1 protein-coding gene and 1 pseudogene are annotated in these 1,083 nt (G+C 42.3%); both read right to left on the bottom strand.

All coding sequences use genetic code 11. From position 1 onward, the window contains the following. A partial coding sequence (locus R7Z50_RS24760; protein ID WP_318149385.1) for a PTS sugar transporter subunit IIA occupies positions 1 to 391 on the bottom strand: 391 nt, incomplete at its 3' end. Between the two features lie 432 nt (positions 392 to 823). Beyond that, a pseudogene (locus R7Z50_RS24755) lies at positions 824 to 1,083 on the bottom strand (SgrR family transcriptional regulator); the annotation flags it as partial.

Raw genomic sequence — 1,083 nt, 5'->3', positions numbered from 1 at the left:
GTTTTGTAATGTTCTCTTCATCCACAAACATCTCGCTCAACGCTTGAATCACCTCAATGTGGGTATCAGAGTCTTTCGCAGCTAAGGTAATAAGAATATTGGCCGGACCGAGATCCGATCCAAAATCAACAGGTGACGGGAAAATATGGATGCCTAAGCCTGTTTTTAAAACACCAGTTTCAGGTCGGGCATGAGGCATTGCCAATCCAGGGCATAACACATAGTAAGGACCGTTTTCTTCCGTTGAACGGATGATCGCATCAGCATAGTGCTGGGAGACGTAACCTTTATTTTCTAGGTATTGAGTGGTCTTTTTAACCGCATCTTGCCATTGGTAAGCGCGATCATTAATTACATCTACTAGTTCGTGGTCGATTAACTCGTACAGCATATTTAACCCTATCAACAGTTCGTCATCTGATGGGTTAATTATCAATAACAGAGTCCCAACCGCGCAACCGAGCTACTTTTGCGCTTCGAATCACACTTTAAATCCTGTCAATTTGTTTAAATGGACAGTGCTCAAAAATTTCACACGTAAAAAATCTACAAATTTTATTTGAGCAACAAGTCAATAGACACATTTTGAACACAATCACTTTTTCGACAATATTCTTAAAGTTACATTATTTAAATCAGATCACATTAGACCTATTGACTCGATATAATTCGTGATTAATTTCAAAGTTCATTTCGGACCGTTTCTTGATCACTCGCGCTCAAACGTAGATAAGCATCACACTTGTTGGCTAGAAAAAATAAAAACGTCACTGGCTTTCACCAAATTGCAGACACAAAAAAACCGCCATTCAGGCGGTTTTGATCAGTCCGCAGACCAAACGGATCGTATGTCTGGCCATCCCCAGTTTGTGAGTGCGACATCTTCCAAGACCCCTTGAAAACGTAGCGTCTGAGTATGGTGGAACATCGGTGCAATCCAATATTCGCTAATCAAAGTGGACGCGATCGGCTCTAACGCGCTCAGGTAATCTTCAAGCGGTGAGAATGCACGGACATTCTCCATTTGAGCATCCAACCACGCCGCATTTTGAACCCCCAAGGTGTGGTAAAGCACGGCATTGC

It is taken from the genome of Vibrio sp. 1249-1 (assembly GCF_033340495.1).
The sequence above is the reverse complement of the archived record's forward strand: the minus strand, read 5'-3'. Positions and strand labels throughout refer to the sequence as shown.